The organism is Lentzea sp. NPDC055074 (genome assembly GCF_053608005.1).
Genome location: NZ_JBSGUQ010000001.1, coordinates 268,548 through 286,835, shown reverse-complemented (window position 1 = coordinate 286,835; position 18,288 = coordinate 268,548). Strand labels below are relative to the sequence as shown.

Genomic DNA, 18,288 nt, shown 5'->3' with positions numbered 1-18,288 from the left:
ACCGAAAAGCGGTGGGCATCGCACGTGCGATGCCCACCGCCTTGATGCGTCAGCTCGGCTGGAGCAGGACCTTCTGAGCCCCGTGCTGCTTCTTCTGGAACATCTCGTAGGCCCTGGGCGCCTCCCGCAACGGCAGCCTGTGCGTCGCGAAGTCGTCCACGCCCAGCGGGTCGTCCGGACCGGACAGCAGCGGCAGGATGTCGTCGACCCAGCGCCGGACGTTCGCCTGTCCCATGTGAAGCCTGATCTGCTTGTCGAACAGCTCCATCATGGGCATCGGGTCGATCATGCCGCCGTACACGCCGGACAGCGAGATCGTGCCGCCGCGCCGCACCGCGTCGATGGCGGCGTACAGCACGCTCAACCGGTCGATGCCGGCCTTCTCGGTGATCAACGCCCCGGCGGCCCGCGGCAGCGCGGCCACCAGGTTGTGCGCCAGGCGGGCGGCAGGAGCACCGTGCGCCTCCATGCCCACCGCGTCGATGACGGAGTCCGCGCCACGGCCCGAGGTGAGCGCGCGGACGGCGTCGCCGATGTCGTCGTGGTCGCGCGTGTCGATCACCGTGGCGCCGTGCGCCTCGGCGCGTGCCAGGCGTTCCGGCACCAGGTCGATGCCGATGACCTGCCCGGCGCCCTTGTGCAGGGCGACGCGGGCGCACATCTGGCCGATCGGCCCGAGCCCGAAGACCACGACGGACCCGCCCGCGGGGATCTCGGCGTACTCGACCGCCTGCCAGGCCGTCGGCAGCACGTCGGACAGGTAGACGAACCGGTCGTCCGGCGGGCCGTCCGGGACCTTGATCGGCCCGTACTGCGCCTGGGGCACCCGCAGGTACTCGGCCTGCCCGCCGGGCACCCGCCCGTAGAGCTTCGTGTAGCCGAGCAGCGCCGCGCCCTTGCCCTGGTCGGTGACCTGGGTCGTCTCGCACTGGGACTGCAGCCCGCGGTCGCACATGAAGCAGTGCCCGCAGGAGATGTTGAACGGGACGACCACGCGGTCGCCGGGTTTGAGCGCCGTGACCTCCGCGCCGACCTCCTCCACGACGCCCATCGGCTCGTGGCCCAGGACGTCGCCCTCGGTCATGAACGGGCCGAGCACCTCGTACAGGTGCAGGTCGGAGCCGCACACGCCGGTGGAGGTGACGCGGATGACGGCGTCCGTAGGAGACTCGATCCGCGGGTCGGGCACCGTGTCCACCCGGACGTCGCGTTTACCGTGCCAGGTGACCGCCTTCATCTACGCTCCTTCGAGAGGGATCACAGTTGTCCGGCGGGTGCCCGTGTGTTCGCCTCGCAAACACACGGGAGACGACGTCTTCGTGAGTCCATTGTGGACTGTTCGTGGACGCTACCCGTTCTGCGACACCAGCTGCCGCAAGGGCGTCCGCAGCGACGACTCACCGGCCTGCCAGGACGACAGCAGGTGGTCCGCCAGCCGGGACTCCAGGAGCTCCGTCGCCTGGACGCCGAACACGACGTCGGCTTTGAGCGACGGTTCCTGCTCCAGCAACGAACCGATGACGTCGTTGCGCATGATCTGCTCGTGCACGGCGTCGGCCTCGATGTGCTCGGTGAAGAACTCGGCGCACCGCGGGTCGGCGCCCAGCCGTGCCAGCGCCTGGGTCATGCGGTGGGCGCTCGGTGCCGTGGTGATCTCGGCGGCGGCGAAGTGGCCGACCAGGGCCCCGCGCAACGACCGGTGCAGGCCGAACAGCGACATCATGTTGACGATCGCGATGGCGGGCGCCGGGACGTCGTCGAGGTGGTGCAGGTAGTCCGAGGACATGCCTGCGCCGTCGAGGAGGTCGGCGTACAGCCGGGAGTGCATGCGGTCGGCCCGTCCGCCGCCGTACTCGTCGAACTCCACCGCCACCAGCGCCGCCTTGGCCTTGCCCCGCAACCGGGGGATGACCCACGCGTGCGGGTCGGCCTCCTTGTGGTGGTACACCGAGCGATGCGCGAAGTACTCGCACATCTGCTCCCAGGTGCCGTGGTCGCGCAGGTGGTGCGACACACCGGTGCCGGGGACGGGCTCGACCAGCAGTCCTCCGAGGACGCCGTCGAGGTCCTCGCTGCCGTCCACATCGGACCGGAGCCGGCCGAGGAACGCGCTTTCGACCTGGCCGCGCAGCCGCAGCAGCTCCGGATCCCACTCCCAGGAGGGGTCCACGCCGTCGAAACCGCCGTAATGCAGTTCGTACAACGTGTGCAGCGCGATGGTCAGGTCCTCGCCGTACGGATCGGCGGCGGCGAACGGGATCGCGCGGCCGTTCCGGTCCCCGCTCAGAGCGGCGACGACCTGCTCGGACAACGGCCCACGGGGTGAAGGAAGGTTCACTCAGGAGTCATACCCGCGCGGAGACGAGCCCAAGCACGAGCTCCAGCTCACCGCGTTCCTCCAACGCCGGTGTCACGTGCTTCAGGAGTTCGTCGAGCAACGCCGTGGCGGGCACCCGGCACTCCCGCCACGGGTCCACACCGCACCCGTCCACGCCGTACCGGGACGCCGTCCACACGGCGGCGGCGAGCACGTCGTCGCGGAGGATCGGAGGTTCCCTGCCGTCGTCGAGGTCCTGGTTCGCGGTGTGCACGAGGGCCCGGGAGAGCGCGGCCTGCAGCACGGAGCCGTCGACGTCCGCGGAGGCGTCGGCCGCGCGGAACTCCACGGTCGGGAGGCGGGAGGCCAGGCGCACGAGCCAGAACGACTGCGCCGCGTCCACGAGCGTCCCGCAGGTCACCATCCGGGCGACGTGGGCGTCGTAGTCCCGCGCGTCCGCGAACAGCGGGGGCACACCCGAGCCGGGGAACCGCGACTGCTGCACCATCCGCCAGCTCGCGTAGCCGCGGTCGGGGGAGTTGGCGGACAACGCCAGCAGTGTCGGCAGCCACGGGCGCACGTGGTTCAGCACGGCCACCGCCGTCTCCCGGTCCGGCACGCCGACGTGCACATGACATCCGCTCGCCTCGTAGTCGTCCACGACGCCCGCGTACAGGTCGAGCACGCGGTGGAACCGTGCGCCGTCCGTGACGACCGAGTGCGTCGAGGGCTTGAAGGGCGTGCCACGGGAAAGCAGCTCCACGCCCTCGGCCCGGGCCGCGTCGGCGAGCGACGAGCGGGCCTGAGCGAGCGCGTCCCCGAGGGCGGCCACGCTGGTGCACGGCCCCGTCGCGGCCTCGACCTGGGTCCCGGCCAGCTCCGCGTGGAACCGGGTCAGCTCCGTGTCCCGCATCCGCGCCAGCACGGCGTTCGCGCGCATGACCGTGCGCCGGGAAGCCGTGTCGACGAGCAGGAACTCCTCCTCCACCCCAACGGTGTCGGCGCACGCGTCTGGCAAGTGCCCATCTCCGCTCTTCGTGGGACGTCGCCGCCGGGTTACCCGCGCCGGGTAGCGACGAACCGCCACGGGTACCCGGCCCGGCATGGACGACAAGACGATCGAGGCGCTCGGCAAGCTGAGCAAGGCGCTCGAGACCACGGAACGGGCCCGCGGCCACCTGTACTCCTTCCACCAGCTCACCGGCACCGCCGACTTCGAGATCGGCGACGCCGTCGAGGCGCTGCGCGAGGCAGGGCACGCGGACCACGCGAACCGCGTGCAACGGGAGCTGCTCGGCCGCAACGTGCTGCCGGGACGGTGGACGTTCCAGATCGTCGAGGAGTACGACGACATGTACTACGACGTGGTCCGCGAGGTCGAACGCGCCGTGCGCGGCGATCTGGCGGACGGTCAGCGGCACGGCCTGGAGAAGCAGCTCAAGCGCGACCGCCAGCGGCTCAGCGCCGCCGCGTACTCCGAGAACAACGAGCGATGAGCACGGCGAACCCGCGGCGGGCGGCGGTGCTGTCCGCCGCGGTCGTCGGGTCCGTGCAGGCGTGCCCTGGCCTCGTGCCGGGCGGCGGTGATCATCCGTCTGTGTAGCGGGCACGGGGTGGCTGGGCTACGTTCGGGGTCAGGGTTCAGCACGAAGCCCTCCGTCGCGGCGCAGCCGTGCGGGAGGGCAGGGCTGCCACCCAGGTGACCGTCCGACCCTTCCGCGATCAAGCCGGAAGAGGGCGCATGAAGATCGCAATGGTGTCCGAGAACGAGGGACGGGGCCGGTGGGACGTCCACGCGGCGGACCTGACGGCGGCACTGGTGAAGCTGGGCCACGAGGTCACGGTCCACGGTAGTGGCGAGCCCGCCACCCCTCCGGGCCAGGAGCCCCAGCTCGGCGACTTCGTCGACGCGCTTCGGTCCGACTGGGCCGAAGCGCCACCGGACGTCGTGCACGCCCACCACTGGCGTTCCGGGCTGGCGTCGCTGCTGGCCGTTCAACCGACCGGTGTGCCCGTGGTGCAGTCGTTCCGCGGTACCGACCGGCGTGCGGACGTCGAACGCCTGGTGGGCCGCGAGGCCGCCGTGGTCGTGGCGGGGTGCGAGGACGAGCTGCTGGAGGTCGCGGCGTCCGGGGTGTCGCGGTCGCGGATCGCGGTCATCGCCCGCGGCGTCGACGTCGACCTGTTCCAGCCTCAAGGCCGCACCGCCGCCCGCTCGCACCGGCGCCGCATCGTGTCGGCGTCGGGTGACGGGGTGGAGGACGTCATCGCGGCGTTGCCGTGGCTGCCGGACGCCGAACTGGTGGTCACCGGGCCGTTCGCTCCCGCGCAGATCGACCGCGTGACACGGCGGGCGCGCGGCCTGGGCGTGCAGGACCGGATCCGGCTGACGGGCCCGGTCGCGCGCGAGAAGATGCCGGCGTTGCTGCGCTCGGCGGACGTGGTGGCGTGCGTGCCCAGGCGGTCGTCGTGGGACGTGTGGCCGCTGGAGGCGATGGCGTGCGGTGTGCCGGTGGTGGCCACCGCGGTGGGAGGCCTCACCGACGCCGTCACCGACGGCGTGACCGGCGTCCTGGTCCCACCGGGCGAGCCGAAGCCGCTGATCAGGAAGCTGCGGGTGGTGCTGGACGACGTCACTCTCCGGACCTCCTGCGGGATCGCGGCGGTCGACCGCGTGCAGGCCCGGCACACGTGGCCGGACGTCGCGCGCGGGGTGGAGAGGCTGTACCGGCGGGTGCTGGAGAAGCCCGCGCCCGCGAAGCACAGGCGAGCGGTGTGCTGACCGGCGAACCCGGTCTCCGGCCGGGTTCCGCACCGCCACGGCCCGGGAACCCGTCCGCCGGCCGTGACCCGCACCACCCGGCACCGGGAGCCGTGGTCCGCACCGCCCGAAGCCGCCCGTGGTCCGCACCGTCACACGGCCCACGCCACCGGGAGCCGTGGCCCGCACCACCCGGCACCGAACTCTCAGAGAGGTGGTGACATCGAGTGGAGACCACCGCGGGACTGAACCTGCGCTCCGCCACGACGGAACCGGCACTGGTGCTGAGGCCGTGCGCCGCGGACGAGCTCGACGACACCGCAGTGGAGGCGTTGCTGGAGGCGACCTCCGCCCTGCCGCCACCGGCGGTGGTCGTGCTGGACCTGCGCGAGCTCGCCGGCCTGCCGGCGAAGGGCGCCCGGAACCTGGTGTCGTTCGTGCAGGTCCTGTCGTTCCGGGCGGTCCGCTGCGCGCTGCTCGTCACCCCGGCCGGAGCGGTGGCGAGGGCGCTGGCCACCGTGGACGAGGCCGGCACGCTGCCGCGGTTCGGCGACCTCGAAGAGGCGTTGCTGGGACACGCGTGGACCGCGGAGCACGGCGTGGACGCGCTGGTGCCGCGGTTCGAGGCGCTGACCCGCACGCTGCTGGGCGCAGGCACGGTCGCCGAGGCGTTGCGGCTGGTCGTGGAGGCCACCCGGCACCTCGTGCCGACGGCAGGGGTGGTCAGCGTGACGCTGCGCGGCCCGGACGGCGTGTTCAGGACACCGGTCGAGACCGATCCCGTCGCCACCGCGCTGGACGAGGCCCAGTACCGCTCGGGCCGCGGGCCATGCCTGGAGGCGGCGCGCAAGGACGGTCCGGGCTACGCGGTCAGTGCCGACCTGGGCGCCGAGCCGCGGTGGCCGGAGTTCGCCGCGACCGCCACGGAGAACGGCCTGACCTGTGTGCTCGCCACCGAGCTGTTGTCGTCCTCGAACGACGCGGTGACCGGCGCGCTCAACATCTACTCCCGCCACCACGACGTGATCTCCGACACCGACCGCCACACGGCGCTCCTGCTGGCCACCCACGCCTCCCTCGCGATCGCCCACCTGCGCACGGCGGAGCTCGCGGCCCTGCACACCGCCCAGCTGCGGCGCGCGATCGACTCCCGCGACGTGATCGGCCAGGCCAAGGGCATCCTGATGAACCGGCAGGGCATCTCCGCCGACGAGGCGTTCACGTTGCTGCGCCTGACTTCCCAGCACCTCAACGTCAAGCTCGTCGAGGTCGCCGAGACCCTCGTGGCCCGCCGGGGCGAGCTCGAACCGCCCGCCGCCGACACGTGACCCCCGGCAGCCGCGAAGCTGTGTTGCGGTTGTGTCTCGTGGGGAAGGGGCATAGCGTGGTGGGAGTTTCATGTGACACCGAGTCGTTCATGTGAGGTCGTCTACAGGTTCTCCGGGTTGGGCAGCTGCAGGTGTCGGCGCTTCTCGCGGTTTGCCGAGGGGAGAGATGCCGATGAGCCCGCAGTCCAGCGGAGCCTCAGCCGTGCTGACAGCGCGCACAGAGGTGCACGACGGGATCGACGTCGTGATCGTGTCGGGAGAGATCGACAGGGCGGCGGACGGTTCTCCGCTCCTCACGTCCCTCGACGCGCTGCGGGAGAGTCCGCCCGCCGGTCTCGTCCTCGACCTGAGGGCGGTGACCTTCTTCGGTTCCGCCGGCATCAACCTGCTCGTCTGGGTCGTGCGGCAGGCGAGGGCCGGCAACGTCCCGTTCGCGGTCATCGCGGAGAGCCGGGTCGTGCTGCGGCCGCTCGCCATCTCCGGCGTGGACGCCCTGCTGACCGTGCGCCCGGACCTGAGCGCCGCGCTGGCCGCCTTGCGGTCCGTGCCACCGCAACGGCGGCGTTGAGCCGGCTCTAGGAGCCGACCTGTGTGACACGGGTCGTGTGCGCGAGCCCAGACAGGTCGAGAACTCGCGCCGGAGCACTGGGACCCGTGGCCACCAACGACATCACCCTGCCCCGCTCCTTCGCCCTCAGCATCGCCTGCAGCAGCAGTGCGACGCCGGAGCTGCTGAGGTAGCCGACGCCGGTGAGGTCGACCTCGATCGGCCGTTCGTCGGCCGCGTCCACCCGCTCCAGCAACGGCGTTCGCAGACCGTCCACCGTGGAGAAGTCGAGATCTCCTTGGAGCAGCACGACCTGCACGTCCGCGTCGTCGCGATCCGACAGTCCACTTGCGACGGTGGCCGCAGGTGGTGACGGCGGAGGCGCCGTGCGGGCGTCCGGCACGGCGGGGACGTGGAAGCAGAGGGTCGTGCCGTCCGCGCCCACCCTCAGATCGTTCTCGTCGGAGACGGCGCGGATCATGTTCAGCCCCCGGCCGCGGTGGCCCTTGTCGGCCGGTGGCGGCCGCCACGTGCCGTGGTCGGTGACCGTCACCCGCACGCCGTGGCCGGTGCTCTCCAGCGTCGAGTCGACCGTGCCGCCTCCCCCGGGGTAGGCGTGGTCCACGACGTTCGAGGCGGCCTCGCCCAACGCGAGCTCCAGGTCGTAGGCGGCGTCCTCGGACAGGCCCGCGAGACGGGCCCAGGCCATCGCCGTGCGGCGCAGCGGGGCCAGCTCGCCGGGGTCGGCCGGGACGCGCAGGTGCAGCGGTGGCGGCAGGTGCCGTGCCACGACGAGGGCGACGTCGTCGGCCTGGCCGTCCGTCAGCATCGTGTCGACGACGCGCCGCGCGAGCGAGGCGGGGTCGAACGCCGCGGCGCCGTCCGCCGCCGCGGTGAGCCGGCGCAGACCCTCGTCGAGGACCTCGTCACGGCGTTCGACCAGGCCGTCGGTGTAGAGCACGACCGACGTGCCGGGCGGGAACGGCGCTGTGTGCTGGCTCGGCAACGCCGGTCCGCCCGCCCCCAGGACCGGTCCGGCCTCGTCGGTCAGCAGGTGCGCGCCGTCCTCGCGGACCACCACGGGAGGCGGATGACCCGCGGAGGCCCAGCACAGCTCGGCGGTGCTCCAGTCGAAGATCAGGCAGGCGCACGTGCTGCCCGCCGCGCCGTTGACGCGCGCCGCGAACGCGTCCAGGCGCCGCAACGACTCGGCGGGGGAGTGGCCGTCGAGCAGGTATCCGGCCAGGGCACTGCGCAGCTGGCCCATGACGGCCGCCGCGGCGGGTCCCTTGCCGACCACGTCCCCCACGGTGAGGGCGACGCGGGTCGCGCCGACCAGCACGACCTCGTACCAGTCGCCGCCGATCTGGGAGTGCCGCGCGGCCGGCAGGTACCGGGCCGCGGTGGCGAGCCTCGCCAGCGACGGGAACTCGCGGGGGAGAAGACCTTCCTGCAACGCGGCCGCGATCTCGTGCTCCCGTTGCAGCAGCAGGTCGCGCTCGGCCTCGGCGCGCTGGCGCTCGGTGACGTCCCGGCCGATCGCCTGCAGACCGGTCGGCGTGGACTGGACGCTGAGCTCCAGGGCCACCTCCGTCCCGTCGGCGTGGCGCATCGTGACGACCTGCGAGACCGTGAGGTCCGGCGGGAGACCGTCCACGAGCAGGTCGGCGATGGGGGAGCCGATCAGCTCGTCCGACCGGTAGCCGAGCAGGTCGCCCGTCGCCGGGTTCGCCGCCACGAACCGCAGGTCGTGGTCCAGCAACCAGATCGCGTCCGTCGCGCGCTCGACGAGCAGGCGCAGGCGTCGCTCGCTGTCGCGCAGGGCCCGGTCGGCGTGCACCCGCTGCAGTGACTCCCAGCACCGGTTCACGACGACCGACACCAGGTCGATCTCGTCCCGCGTCCAGTGGCGGACGGTGGCCTGGTGCACCGCCATCGCGGCCACGAAACGCCCGCCGCGCAACAGAGGCAGGCAGATCACCGCGCGGATCCCGGTCACCCGGTACGCCGCGTGGTCCTCGGCGTCGAGCCGCTGGTCGCCGAGCGCGTCGTCCACCACCCACGGCTCGCCCGCGCGCATGGCCGTCAGTGCGCCGTTGCCGAACTCCCGCATCGCGAACCGGCCGGGCAGCGGAGGGAGGCCCGTCGCGTAGTCGCCGCTCATGACGAAGTGGTTCTCGTCGGCCTCCGTGCGCGCGTAGGCGCACCGGTCGACGCCGAGGTGCGCGCCGAGCATCCTCGTCGCGAGCGCCATGAGCTCCTCGGCGTCGTCGAGCCTCTGGGACTCGCGGTCGAGCGCGTCGAGGAACCGTTGCCGTTCGGCGGCCGCGTGCCGGGCCGTCACGTCGATCAGCACGCCACTGCGCACCGCGCCGTGCACGTGGGCCCGCTCCGTCAGCCACACGAGGGCGCCCTCGGCCGTGCGGACCCGGTAGACGGTCTCGTAGTCCGACTCCGAGCCCCAGCGCAGCCGCTCGCTCTCGTCGCGGTCGTCGGGGTGGGTGATGTCGCGCCAGAAACCGGGATCGTCGAGCCAGCGCCGGGCGGGGTGGCCGAGCACCTTCTCGACCGCGCCCGACAGGAACGTGACGGCGCCCGACTCGCCACGCCAGACCACCAGCGGCAGGGCGTCGACGAGCGCGGCGAGCCCGGGGCCGGGGTCACCCATCGCGCTCAGCCATACCGCGGTTCTCCTTCGCGGGGCGAGGTGGAGTCCACGGCGCCGGCTGCTTGACGCACGTCAGCCGCATCTTACGTCGCTCGATCGTCCGTCATCGGGATCCGTCGGGATCGAGGTGAGGTGCAGGCGTGCACGCGCACGCGGCTGTTCCCCGCCGATCACCGCGATCGCCGCCGCCCGCACCGGTTCGAGCACGGGGGTGGCCTGCGCCCACGACCGCAGCAGGCGCCGGCCGAGCCGTGCCTCCAGCACGATCGCGGCGGCCGCGCCGTGCAGGAGTTCCTGGGTCCGGCCGGGGTTCTCGGCGAGGTGCGCGCGGCACGCGTCGAGCGACCGTTCCCAGCTCTGCCCCGGGATCTCCGGTGCGGGCCGGAGCCCCGCCCGCCGCAGGCCCCTGTTCAGCCTGTCGCCGGACAGCCAGGACCTCGCGGCGGAGGCGGCCCGGTGACCGAGGGCGGCGGCGGGTGCCGTGTGATCCAGCACTCGGGCCGCGTTGTGCGCCGCGATCGCCACCGCGGGCACCCGGTCGAGGAGGGTGTGGCGGTCGGGCGCGGGGTCGGACAGCGACCTCGTGGCGAGCAGCTCGCGCAGCTGCGCGGCGGTCGCCCTGTTCTCGGCGAACGAGTGCAGGCCGGTGTGGCCGCCCCTGATCAGGCTGATCAGGTGGTCGCCGATCAGCGAGGGCGACGCCGTGTCGCCGCCGGCCTCGCGCACGACGGGTGCCGTCATCTCCCGCAGGGCCCCGGCCCACCGCTCGCTCAGCCACGTGCGCCAGGCGGCGACGTCCGGGTGCTCGGCGCGTTCGGGCGCGATGCCCTCGAAGCCACCGCCGAGCGTCTCGAGAGCGATCCACAGCGCCAGCTGGAAGTCGGCGTTCCCGGCGAGCTCCTCCGGATCGTGCGTCGTCGTGGGCGGCCGGACCGAACCGGCCGCGAGCAGAACGGTGACGACACCGGCGCTCAACGGTCCGCGGGCGGTGGGCAACAACATCAGTGCCTCCGTCAGGAGTGATCCACAATCCGGAGATCACTTACCCGCTCCGGACCTCGCCAAACGCGTCCGCGGCGCGCCGTTCGGGTGAACACCTGACGCCGGAACGGTGTTGTGGCCGGACCGGTCGCACGACCACGTCCCTAGGGGCTCCGGCACGACCGATTCCAAGATCGTGACCTATCGGGTGATCTTGCCCGCCTCCGGTCGTGCGGAACCGGCCGGGCGTTCTTACGGTCCTGCCCAGCGGTCGCGAGACCGCCGCACCACCAGGGCCCGCCGTGCGCTCACCTGTCCAGCGGCGAGCCCTGTCCATGTCGTGGACGAAGCCCTCGTCGGACAGGCGCCCTCACGGGCGAGAGCGGGACGAGGTGCCAAAGGGACATGCGTCATCTTCGTGGCAACTTCACCGGTCGTGCCGTGCTCGTCGCCTTCTCCGCGACGGCCCTGGTCACTCTCGGCGGCACGGCCGCCTCGGCCTCCGCGCCGGTCGACTGGGACCGGATCGCGCAGTGCGAGAGCGGGGGCAACTGGTCCACCAACACCGGTAACGGCTACCAGGGCGGGTTGCAGTTCAGCCCGTCGACCTGGCAGGCCAACGGAGGCTCGGGCCAGGCCCACCAGGCGTCCCGCGAGGAGCAGATCCGCGTCGCGGAGAGCGTTCTGCGGACCCAGGGGATCGGAGCGTGGGGCGCGTGCGGGCGACGGGCGGCCGCCGGCGGCCAGCACCCCGTCCGGCACGGGAACCCTCCGGCCGGGCGCAAGGCCGCGTCCCGCGTGGCGCCGGTCGTCGCCGCCGCACCGTCGACGAGCAACCCGGACGGTGACTACACCGTGAAGACCGGGGACACGCTCAGCAGCATCGCGACGGAGCTGCGCGTCGAGGGCGGCTGGCAGGCGCTGGTGGCGAAGAACGTCCGCCACCTGACCAACCCGGACCTCATCCGGCCCGGGGACAAGATCGTCACGAAGTGACACCGGGCGCGGGACCTGTGCTCACAGGTCCCGCGCCGTCACCGGGACTTCTCGGCGAGCCGGGGAAGCGGCGTCAGCACGCCGTCGCGCGCGGTGCGGACACCGATCCGCCCGCGCCGCACCAGTTGTCCGGCCGCCAGCACGACGTAGAGCCCGGACAGCACGAGGATCACGACGCGGTTCGCCGCGTCGGGAAGCGTGACGCTCGCGGTGAACTGGGCCGCGAACAGCACGAACAGGGTCGTCGCGCCCAGGGTCGTCAGCCCGAGGTCCGCGAGGATGCTCACCGCGAACAACGACTGGGCGGCCGTGACGAGCAGCTCCAGGCGCTGGTGGTCGTCGAGCGGCAGGCCGTGGGTGCCGCCGCTGGAGATCGCGAACATGATCGGGATGGTGCCGACCAGCAGCGTCCACTGGTTCACCTTGCTGGACAACAACGTGCCCAGCGAGTGCGAGGCCATCAGCCGGGCCGCGTAGAGGCACGCGACGATGAGCTCGGGCGACTCGCTCGCCAGCGGCGCCACCCACTGCACGAGCACGAACTCGTCCACGCCGAGGCTCGACCCGGTGTCGACGAGGTTCTGCGCGAAGTGTTCCGCCGTGGCGAGGATGACGATCCCGGCGAACGCGAACAGGCCGATCACCCACCGGCGCCGCGGCCGGCGTTCCTGACGGCCGATCCACTCGGACACCCCGAGCAGGTTCGGTTCCTCGACGGGCGCCTTGGACAACCGCCACGCGTACCCGGCGAAGATCGCGAGGAAGACCGCGGCGTCGACCATCGTGAGCGACGTGCGCAGCGGCAGGCTCAGCGAGTACAGGGTCGCGATGCCGAGGAACACGACCTCGACCGACATGACGGGCGCGAGCACGACCCGTCCCTCGTGAGTCGACTTGCTCTCCCGGTGCGCGCGCCGCACCGCGATGGCGCCCACGAGGACGACCAGGGGCCAGCCGAACCCGACGAGCACCCGGTTGGCTCCGGTCATGTTCGCGAGCGCGAGCGAACACGGGTCCGCCTCACCGGGAGGCGGCACGCAGGTGCCTTCCCGCGCGAACTCCTGGCCCGCCTCGAACGTGAACACCAGGTCCACCGCGTACTCGGGCAGCACGGCCACGAGCGCGAGAACCGCGATGGCCAGCCCGGCGCTGACGTCCACCTGCGCGGCCTCGGCGGCCCACGCGAGCACGAACGCCGCTCCCACGATGGCGATGCCGAACACGAGGGCCGCCCACGGCGCCGCGACGTCGGGATGCGGCCAGCCGAGGTAGTCCGCGGCACCGAGGTAGGTGCCGGGGAGCGTGGTGAGCGCGGCCAGGGGGAGTCGTGCGGGGAAACGACGCCGGTCGTCGGACACGAAGCGCACCTCCAGGTCGCGGCGAGCGTCGCCACGTCCGGCCCGCCGGTTACCCGTCCCGGCCGCTCCCATGCCGCCTCGTCGCCCGCCGGGCGGTTCACGGCAGCGCGTCGACCACGTCCGAGGCGGAGGCGTACCGGCGGTCGGGGAGGCGGTGCAGCCGACGGCGGACGTCGACGTCCAGGGCGTGCACCTCGGTGCAGCTCACGATGCGCACCTTGTCGGCCGGATAGGACAGTTCGTCCAGCACCAGCAGGAGTTCGGTCTCCTCGTCCTTCGCGGTGATCTCCATGGTCGCCAGGTACCCAACGGTGAGCAGCGGAAACCGTCTCAGCGACCGCGCAGCCACGCCGCGACGTCCTCGAAACCGTTGCGCACGGCGGCTTCCAGCGGCGTGACCGGTTCCCAGGGCGGCAGCCAGTCCACATCGGCACCCAGCGCCAGCAGCGTCTCCGCACACTCCCGCTGCCCGCCGTGGCACGCGCCCCAGAACGCGGCGTTCACGTCCTCCGGTGTGGCATCGGCGAGAAGAGCGTCGAGCCGGTCGGTCAGCCCGAGGGTCGCGGCGTCGGTCAGCGTGACCGCCGCGCCGCGTTCCACGAGTCGGTGGGCCGCCCGCCACTGCGCGAAGGCCCGTGCGTCGGCCAGGGGAGTACCGCCACCGACGACCGCTCCGTCGGCGTCGATGTCCGCGCCCGCGTCCAGTAGCGCGTCGATCGCCTCGACGTCGTCGGCGCTCGCTGCCCAGTGCAGTGGTGTCTCGCCGTGCGAACCCTGGAACCGTGCGTTGACGTCGGCGCCTGCTTCGACCAGCACCGCCACGGACTGTGCGCTTCCGGGACAGCGGGCAGGCCAGTCGGTCAGCACGTGCAGCAGGGTTCGCCCATTGCCGTGCTCGTCGACGAGCCGTGCGCCGGCCAGTCCGGCGTTCTCGGTCAGCAGGCGCCGCAACGTGGTGACGTCGCCGTCGTGGAGTGCGGCGGTCACCGCCAGCGCGAGCGGTTCGTCGTGCCTCATCGCTCTAGCTCCCCTCGGACCAGCGGGCGACGTCGGCGAACGTGACGTTGCCGCCGCACAGCACGAGGCCCAGCCGAGCGTCCGGCCCGACCCGCTCCAGCACCGTCCGCGCCGCCGGGACCAGGCACCCGGCGGCGGGTTCGGCCCACACCTTCTGCGTCTCGGCCAGGGTGACCACGCCCCGCACGGCGTCCGCGTCGGACACCACCAGCACGTCCTCGACGAGCGCGACGGTGTGGTCGTACGTCAGCTGCGACACGTGCGGCGCCGACAACGTCGAGACGATCGACGTGGGCGCTATCTCCACCGGGCCACCGGCGTCGAGCGCGCGACGCATGGCGTCGGCCCCCTCCGTCTCGACTCCCCACACCCGCACACCGGGCACGAGCGCGCGGAACGCCGTCGCCACACCCGAGATGAACCCTCCGCCGCCGACGCTCACCAGCACGTCGGTGACGTCCGGCGCGTCGGTCGCGAACTCCAGGCCCACCGTGCCCTGCGCGGCGACGACGGTCGGGTCGTCATAGGGGTGCACGAGCGTCGCGCCCGCCTCGACCAGCTCGTGCAGCAGCGCGAACGCCGCCGCCAGCCCGTCGGTGAGCCGCACGTCCGCACCGGAGGCCCGCGCGAGCTCGACCGACCGGGCCGGTGCCGTCGAGGGCATGACGACGGTCGCGGCCACGCCGAGCTCGTGCGCGGCGGCGGCCAGCGCGATGCCGTGGTTGCCGCCGCTGACGCCGACCACACCCGCCGCCCGAGCCTCGCCGGACAACGAGAGGATCTTCGCGACCGCGCCGCGCGTCTTGAACGAACCGCTGCGCTGCAACAGTTCCAGCTTCACCGTCGTCGGAACGCCCAGCAGCGTGGACAGTCCCGGCGACGGCACCGTCGGCGTGCGCAGCACCCGTCCGTCGAGCACCTCGGCCGCGGCCCGGACGTCGTCGATGCTCAGCAGCTCCGCCATGCCGGACAGCCTATGCCGCGTGCCGCGGTCGCAGGCGCTGCGCATAGGGGCGCCGCACCGCCGGTTCGAACCACTCGCCCTGCAACACGACGGGGTCTGCCAACGGCACGGGGAACTCGGGCAGGACCGGCGTCGCCGTGCAGCGTCGCGCTCACACTAGTGGGGCGGTCACAGGCCGTTCCACATCGCGGGAGCCCTTGCCGTTGCTCACCTCCCGCTCCGACCATGACCGCCACCGGACGAACGGAGGGGTGGCGATGAGCGCGGAGGAAGGTGTCGGCCGCGAGCGCAGGCTCGCGCTGAACGAGGACTGGGCGGCGACGGTCGCGGGACTGGTGCTGCTGGTCCTGGTGCTGGCGGGGCTCCTGCCCGGCTGGCTGGTGCCGTGATGGCGGAAGTCGAGACACAGCAACGGTCCCAGGTCCTCTGGGCGGTCGGAGGTGTCGCGGTCGTCGTGGTGCTGGGCGCGCTGACGCGGTACCTGGAGCAGTACGTGCCGGTGTTCACCAAGGGCACCTGGCTCGGCGGCATCGCGAAGAGCGTCGAGTACCCGGTCTACGCGATCCTGTTGGGGCTGCTGGGAAACGCGGTGCTGACCGGGGTCGGGTTCCGCGACCGGCTCGCCGCGGGGTTCCGCACGGAGTTCTTCATCAAGACCGGTCTGGTGCTGCTGGGCGCGTCGATCAACTTCGCGGTCATCGTCAAGGCGGCCGGGCCGGCGATCGCGCAGGCGTTCCTGCTGATCACACTGGTGTTCGGCTTCACGTGGTGGCTGGGTGGCAAGCTCGGCATCGACCAGAAGCTGCGGGCGCTGCTGTCGTCCGCGGTGTCGATCTGCGGGGTGAGCGCGGCGATCGCGGCGGCCGGTGCCGTGCAGGCGAGGCGGGAACAGCTGGCGTACACGGCGAGCCTCGTCATCATCTTCGCGCTGCCCTCCATCTTCCTGCTGCCACTGGCCGTGGACGCGCTGGGACTGTCGCCGACGGTGGCGGGCGCGTGGATCGGCGGCAACATCGACACGACCGCGGCGGTGAGCGCGGCCGGTGCCCTGGTCGGTGAGGAGGCGCTGCAGATCGCCACCATCGTGAAGACGACGCAGAACGCGTTGCTCGGCGTCGTCGCGGTCGCGCTGACGGCCTACTTCGCTTTCAAGGTGGAGCGGACCGGCGAGGCGAAGGTCAGCGGACGCGCGTTGTGGGAGCGCTTCCCCAAGTTCGTGCTCGGGTTCCTGGCGGCGTCGATCGTGGCGACGGTGTTCCTGGAGTCCGGCGGCGACAAGTCCGCGATCACGACCGTCAACGACCTGCGCACGCTGTTCCTGATCCTGGCGTTCGTCTCGATCGGACTGGAGTTCCGGGTCGCGCCGCTGCGGGAGGCGGGGTGGAAGCCGATCGGGGTGTTCGCCAGTGCCACGGTGTTCAACCTCCTGGTGGGCCTCGGGCTGGCGAGCGTGCTGTTCGCGAACTTCAACGGGTAGGCCCTGTCCCGGCTCGCCCTGCCGGATCCCGCCGATCGTGGTCAAGTGGTGCGGGCCGCTCGAGGAGGGACGACGGATGACGGACACCGCACCACCGGGATGGGTGCCGGTCGAGCACCGGTTCCTCGGACTCGACCGGCGCACCTTCGCGCCCGCTCTCGGCGTCCTCGCCGTCGCGCTGCTGCTCCTCGCCGGGCTGCCCGCGGTGAACGCGCTCGTCCCGTGGCACAACGAGATCCCCGCCGGTGCCGTCCTCGACCTCGGGGACGGCGCGACCGCCGTGCCGCCCGCGGGCTGGCAGCTGGAGGCCGGCATGCTGACCGGCACCGGACCGGTGTCGCCGGCGAGCCTGCAGGCCCAGCTCACGACCGGCGGCGCGGCGATCTCCCTGCGCGGCACGGCGTTCACCGGCACCGCGGACGCGTTCCTCGACCAGGTGCGCCGCTCCGAGGGCGACGCGCCGGGCGTCGACGGGTCGCGCGGCACGGTGACGACCGAGGCCGGCCTGGTCGGCGTCGCGCAGGCCAGCACCTCGCCGAACGGGGACGGGCTCGACGTCGCGTTCAAGATGGCGAGCACGTCCGCGGACGCCGCGAGCGCACCGGCGTTGCTGGTCAGGGTCCGCACGGCGCCGGGACAGTTCGAACGGCTGAAGGACACCGTCGGGACCTTCCTGCGCAGCATCACCCCGGGAGCGGCCCGATGACGACCGACGCGAAGACCATGCAGCTCGCGGCGATCGAGCAGTCGGGCTGGGGCCGGCCGTTCCGCCTGGTGCAGCCCCGCAACCTGGCGTTCTGGGTGTACCTGCTGGGCGTGGGCGGCGGCGTGCTGGCCGTCCTGCGCTACTTCGGACCCGGTGTCCACTTCTACGGCCCGGCGCTGACCGGCGGCGTGCTGCTGTTCGCCCTCTACCTGGTGCCGTGGCTGCTGCTCCTGCGCCACCAGAACCGCTACACCGCGCAGCCCGGCACCCTCCTCGCGGCCGCGTTCGCCTGGGGCGGCCTCGCCGCGCCGTTCTGGATCGCCCTGCCCGCCAACACCGCGCTGCTGGAGATCTGGACGAAGGTGGGCGGCACGGCGTTCGCCGCCGACTGGGCCGCCGGGCTCACCGCGCCGGTCACCGAGGAGTTCTCCAAGGCGCTCGGCCTGGTCCTGCTGATCGGCCTCGCCCCGAGGGTGGTGCGCAGCGCCTACGACGGGTTCATCATCGGTGCGTTCCTCGGCCTGGGCTTCCAGGTCTTCGAGGACGTGCTGTACGTCTACAACGGCGCGGCGCAGACCTTCGGAACGGACCAGCTGACGACGTCGTTCCAGGTCTTCCTGGCCCGCGGTGCCGCGGGCATCGTGTCGCACGCGTTGTTCAGCGCGATCTTCTGCGCCGGCCTGATGTGGGTCCTCGGCCGCACGCCCGGCGAGCGCGACGTGCCGCGGGGCGTCCTGACCATGCTGGCCGCCATGGTGTTCCACTTCGCGTGGGACGACATGGGCGGCCTGAGCGGCGGCATCGGCGCTCTCGCCGTCCTGCTGCCGTTCGTGATCGCGGTGGTCGAGCTGGTCACGTTGTTCTACGTCCTGCGGCACGCGGCCAGGCAAGAGCGGATCTGGATCCGTCAGCTGCTGCAGCCGGAGGCGGACGCGGGTGTGGTCGATCCCGCGCTGCTCGATGCCGTCAGCGGCCTGCGCAAGGACCGCAAGGCGTTCCGGAAGCTCGTGCGCGGCCGGAGCAGAGCGCGGCACCTGCTGGACGCGGCGAGCGACCTGGCGCGCGAGCTCGCGCTGGCCCGGGGGAGCGACACGGGCGAGGTCGCTCACGCCCGAGCCGAACTGCTTCGCCTGCGAGGCGTGGTGGCCGAGCCCGTTCGCTAGCGCTT

General features: G+C 72.5%; 18 protein-coding genes. 9 read left to right on the top strand and 9 right to left on the bottom strand.

Annotated elements, in window-relative coordinates:
• Window positions 1-49 precede the first annotated feature (49 nt).
• From ACWF7A_RS01445 to ACWF7A_RS01435, 3 genes are all read right to left on the bottom strand, one after another.
• Complete coding sequence (locus tag ACWF7A_RS01445; protein ID WP_452248411.1) at window positions 50-1,237, bottom strand: zinc-dependent alcohol dehydrogenase; 1,188 nt, start codon at window positions 1,235-1,237, stop codon at window positions 50-52.
• Window positions 1,238-1,348: 111 nt separating this feature from the next.
• The gene (locus ACWF7A_RS01440; RefSeq protein WP_452248410.1) at window positions 1,349-2,338 is read right to left on the bottom strand and encodes an iron-containing redox enzyme family protein; all 990 of its coding nucleotides are present in this window, start codon (window positions 2,336-2,338) and stop codon (window positions 1,349-1,351) included.
• 7 nt (window positions 2,339-2,345) lie between these two features.
• Window positions 2,346-3,335: a carboxylate-amine ligase gene (locus ACWF7A_RS01435; RefSeq protein WP_452248409.1), complete on the bottom strand. Its 990-nt coding sequence runs from the start codon at window positions 3,333-3,335 to the stop codon at window positions 2,346-2,348.
• A gap of 85 nt (window positions 3,336-3,420) precedes the next feature.
• Here ACWF7A_RS01435 and ACWF7A_RS01430 point away from each other — a divergent pair, with 85 nt between their 5' ends.
• The 4 genes from ACWF7A_RS01430 to ACWF7A_RS01415 all read left to right on the top strand — a co-directional run bounded on the left by ACWF7A_RS01430 (window position 3,421) and on the right by ACWF7A_RS01415 (window position 6,974).
• Window positions 3,421-3,813, top strand: coding sequence for a hypothetical protein (locus ACWF7A_RS01430; protein ID WP_452248408.1), 393 nt, complete (start codon window positions 3,421-3,423; stop codon window positions 3,811-3,813).
• A gap of 245 nt (window positions 3,814-4,058) precedes the next feature.
• Window positions 4,059-5,099, top strand: a complete 1,041-nt coding sequence (locus ACWF7A_RS01425) for a glycosyltransferase (RefSeq protein WP_452248407.1) — start codon at window positions 4,059-4,061, stop codon at window positions 5,097-5,099.
• A gap of 206 nt (window positions 5,100-5,305) precedes the next feature.
• Window positions 5,306-6,406: an ANTAR domain-containing protein gene (locus ACWF7A_RS01420; RefSeq protein WP_452248406.1), complete on the top strand. Its 1,101-nt coding sequence runs from the start codon at window positions 5,306-5,308 to the stop codon at window positions 6,404-6,406.
• A 172-nt stretch (window positions 6,407-6,578) separates the two neighbouring features.
• Complete coding sequence (locus tag ACWF7A_RS01415; RefSeq protein ID WP_452248405.1) at window positions 6,579-6,974, top strand: STAS domain-containing protein; 396 nt, start codon at window positions 6,579-6,581, stop codon at window positions 6,972-6,974.
• Between the two features lie 7 nt (window positions 6,975-6,981).
• On the opposite strand, the gene ACWF7A_RS01410 is transcribed toward ACWF7A_RS01415, so the two are convergent.
• Window positions 6,982-9,621, bottom strand: a complete 2,640-nt coding sequence (locus ACWF7A_RS01410; RefSeq protein ID WP_452248404.1) for a SpoIIE family protein phosphatase — start codon at window positions 9,619-9,621, stop codon at window positions 6,982-6,984.
• Window positions 9,622-9,693: 72 nt separating this feature from the next.
• Window positions 9,694-10,623 (bottom strand): hypothetical protein, encoded by a 930-nt coding sequence (locus ACWF7A_RS01405; RefSeq protein WP_452248403.1) that lies wholly within the window; start codon window positions 10,621-10,623, stop codon window positions 9,694-9,696.
• A 384-nt stretch (window positions 10,624-11,007) separates the two neighbouring features.
• Between ACWF7A_RS01405 and ACWF7A_RS01400 the strand changes: the two genes are divergently transcribed.
• Window positions 11,008-11,598, top strand: coding sequence for a transglycosylase family protein (locus tag ACWF7A_RS01400; RefSeq protein ID WP_452248402.1), 591 nt, complete (start codon window positions 11,008-11,010; stop codon window positions 11,596-11,598).
• 38 nt (window positions 11,599-11,636) lie between these two features.
• Here the strand turns inward: ACWF7A_RS01400 and ACWF7A_RS01395 are convergent, their stop codons facing one another.
• The 4 genes from ACWF7A_RS01395 to ACWF7A_RS01380 are packed head-to-tail and all read right to left on the bottom strand — an operon-like array spanning window position 11,637 to window position 14,937.
• A complete protein-coding gene (locus ACWF7A_RS01395; protein ID WP_452248401.1) occupies window positions 11,637-13,028 on the bottom strand; it encodes a sodium:proton exchanger in 1,392 nt (463 codons plus the stop codon).
• 25 nt (window positions 13,029-13,053) lie between these two features.
• Window positions 13,054-13,305 carry a DUF2795 domain-containing protein gene (locus ACWF7A_RS01390; RefSeq protein ID WP_452248400.1) on the bottom strand — a complete coding sequence of 84 codons (252 nt, stop codon included), beginning with the start codon at window positions 13,303-13,305 and terminating at the stop codon, window positions 13,054-13,056.
• Window positions 13,287-13,973: an ankyrin repeat domain-containing protein gene (locus tag ACWF7A_RS01385; RefSeq protein WP_452248399.1), complete on the bottom strand. Its 687-nt coding sequence runs from the start codon at window positions 13,971-13,973 to the stop codon at window positions 13,287-13,289. The genes ACWF7A_RS01390 and ACWF7A_RS01385 overlap by 19 nt, the downstream gene beginning before the upstream one ends.
• 4 nt (window positions 13,974-13,977) lie before the next feature.
• Window positions 13,978-14,937 carry a threonine ammonia-lyase gene (locus ACWF7A_RS01380; RefSeq protein WP_452248398.1) on the bottom strand — a complete coding sequence of 320 codons (960 nt, stop codon included), beginning with the start codon at window positions 14,935-14,937 and terminating at the stop codon, window positions 13,978-13,980.
• Between the two features lie 257 nt (window positions 14,938-15,194).
• Here ACWF7A_RS01380 and ACWF7A_RS01375 point away from each other — a divergent pair, with 257 nt between their 5' ends.
• From ACWF7A_RS01375 to ACWF7A_RS01360, 4 genes are all read left to right on the top strand, one after another.
• A complete protein-coding gene (locus ACWF7A_RS01375; protein WP_452248397.1) occupies window positions 15,195-15,326 on the top strand; it encodes a hypothetical protein in 132 nt (43 codons plus the stop codon).
• Entirely contained in the window at window positions 15,326-16,414 is a 1,089-nt protein-coding gene (locus ACWF7A_RS01370; RefSeq protein ID WP_452248396.1) for a YeiH family protein, read from the top strand. The genes ACWF7A_RS01375 and ACWF7A_RS01370 overlap by 1 nt, the downstream gene beginning before the upstream one ends.
• A gap of 76 nt (window positions 16,415-16,490) precedes the next feature.
• Window positions 16,491-17,120 carry a hypothetical protein gene (locus tag ACWF7A_RS01365; RefSeq protein WP_452248395.1) on the top strand — a complete coding sequence of 210 codons (630 nt, stop codon included), beginning with the start codon at window positions 16,491-16,493 and terminating at the stop codon, window positions 17,118-17,120.
• Window positions 17,117-18,283 carry a PrsW family intramembrane metalloprotease gene (locus ACWF7A_RS01360; protein WP_452248394.1) on the top strand — a complete coding sequence of 389 codons (1,167 nt, stop codon included), beginning with the start codon at window positions 17,117-17,119 and terminating at the stop codon, window positions 18,281-18,283. Before ACWF7A_RS01365 ends, ACWF7A_RS01360 begins: the two co-directional genes overlap by 4 nt.
• Window positions 18,284-18,288 lie beyond the last annotated feature (5 nt).

Excerpts from the sequence above, each read along its gene's own strand:
- ACWF7A_RS01445 (WP_452248411.1), bottom strand. The coding sequence starts at position 1,237 with ATGAAGGCGGTCACCTGGCACGGTAAACGCGACGTCCGGGTGGACACG.
- ACWF7A_RS01430 (WP_452248408.1), top strand. The coding sequence starts at position 3,421 with ATGGACGACAAGACGATCGAGGCGCTCGGCAAGCTGAGCAAGGCGCTC.
- ACWF7A_RS01425 (WP_452248407.1), top strand. The coding sequence starts at position 4,059 with ATGAAGATCGCAATGGTGTCCGAGAACGAGGGACGGGGCCGGTGGGAC.
- ACWF7A_RS01415 (WP_452248405.1), top strand. The coding sequence starts at position 6,579 with ATGAGCCCGCAGTCCAGCGGAGCCTCAGCCGTGCTGACAGCGCGCACA.
- ACWF7A_RS01410 (WP_452248404.1), bottom strand. The coding sequence starts at position 9,621 with ATGGGTGACCCCGGCCCCGGGCTCGCCGCGCTCGTCGACGCCCTGCCG.
- ACWF7A_RS01405 (WP_452248403.1), bottom strand. The coding sequence starts at position 10,623 with ATGTTGTTGCCCACCGCCCGCGGACCGTTGAGCGCCGGTGTCGTCACC.
- ACWF7A_RS01400 (WP_452248402.1), top strand. The coding sequence starts at position 11,008 with ATGCGTCATCTTCGTGGCAACTTCACCGGTCGTGCCGTGCTCGTCGCC.
- ACWF7A_RS01395 (WP_452248401.1), bottom strand. The coding sequence starts at position 13,028 with ATGGGAGCGGCCGGGACGGGTAACCGGCGGGCCGGACGTGGCGACGCT.
- ACWF7A_RS01385 (WP_452248399.1), bottom strand. The coding sequence starts at position 13,973 with ATGAGGCACGACGAACCGCTCGCGCTGGCGGTGACCGCCGCACTCCAC.
- ACWF7A_RS01380 (WP_452248398.1), bottom strand. The coding sequence starts at position 14,937 with ATGGCGGAGCTGCTGAGCATCGACGACGTCCGGGCCGCGGCCGAGGTG.
- ACWF7A_RS01375 (WP_452248397.1), top strand. The coding sequence starts at position 15,195 with ATGAGCGCGGAGGAAGGTGTCGGCCGCGAGCGCAGGCTCGCGCTGAAC.
- ACWF7A_RS01370 (WP_452248396.1), top strand. The coding sequence starts at position 15,326 with ATGGCGGAAGTCGAGACACAGCAACGGTCCCAGGTCCTCTGGGCGGTC.
- ACWF7A_RS01365 (WP_452248395.1), top strand. The coding sequence starts at position 16,491 with ATGACGGACACCGCACCACCGGGATGGGTGCCGGTCGAGCACCGGTTC.
- ACWF7A_RS01360 (WP_452248394.1), top strand. The coding sequence starts at position 17,117 with ATGACGACCGACGCGAAGACCATGCAGCTCGCGGCGATCGAGCAGTCG.